Source organism: Vibrio sp. 1580 (assembly GCF_033340055.1).
The window spans coordinates 1-878 of sequence record NZ_JAWOVT010000135.1; the positions used below are offsets into that span (position 1 = coordinate 1).

Sequence of the window (878 nt, forward strand, 5' to 3'; positions counted from 1 at the left end):
CGCGAAGCGGCTCGATTAGTTTCAATTCCGCGGCGTTAAAATCGCAAAACTCTTGATACGCCTCTAAAATGATGTCCAGTTGCATCAGCTTATCTTGGCGTTCGCCGTTAAGTAGCATCCACAAATCTTGTACGGCAGGGCCGTTGCGCGAGTCATCTAAATCGACAAACATTGGGCCGTCGCGCCACAAGATGTTACCCGGATGGCAATCTCCATGCAGACGAATCGTTGCGAAGCTGCCTTGCCAGTGGTTTTCGATGGCTTTGATGAGCATGTCCAAGTCATTGAAAAAGCTGTTTTCTAAATGCATCGGGATCATATTGGCGTTTTGCAAAATCTCAGGTGGGTGGTAGAGATACTCTTGCAAACCAATGGTAGGGCGATGTTGAAAAGCTTGTCGGCTGCCGACTTTATGGATGCGTCCTAAAAAGCGACCAACTCCTTCAAGCTGCTCTATGTTATCGACTTCAAACTGACGACCGCCTACGCTTTCGAAGAGAGCGAACCCATAGCCTTGATAGTGGTGCAGGGTGTTGCCATTGATGCGTACGGGTGGGGCGACGGGGATTTCGTTATCAATCAGCTCAAGCGTGAAATCGTGCTCTTCTTGAATCTGCTCGTTGCTCCAACGTTCCGGACGATAGAACTTCACGACGTAGCGACGACGCTCTTCATCGGTAAATTGATACACACGGTTTTCGTAACTGTTGAGAGGCAGAAAGCCCGATTCAGCACGAATGCCAATGCTTTCTAACGCGTACCACATGAAATCAGGGGTGAGGGCGTCAAAGTTAAACATACTTTGGGACATATAAACAAAAAGGCTCATTACTGAGCCTTTTTCCATTAATTATCGACGTTGTCGTTACAGCTTTTTG

Annotated in this window: 1 protein-coding gene; it reads right to left on the bottom strand. The window is 47.7% G+C overall.

What is annotated here, in order from left to right:
- Positions 1-811 (bottom strand): serine/threonine protein kinase (locus R7093_RS24555; protein ID WP_318146929.1); only part of this gene is annotated, 811 nt, incomplete at its 3' end.
- Positions 812-878 lie beyond the last annotated feature (67 nt).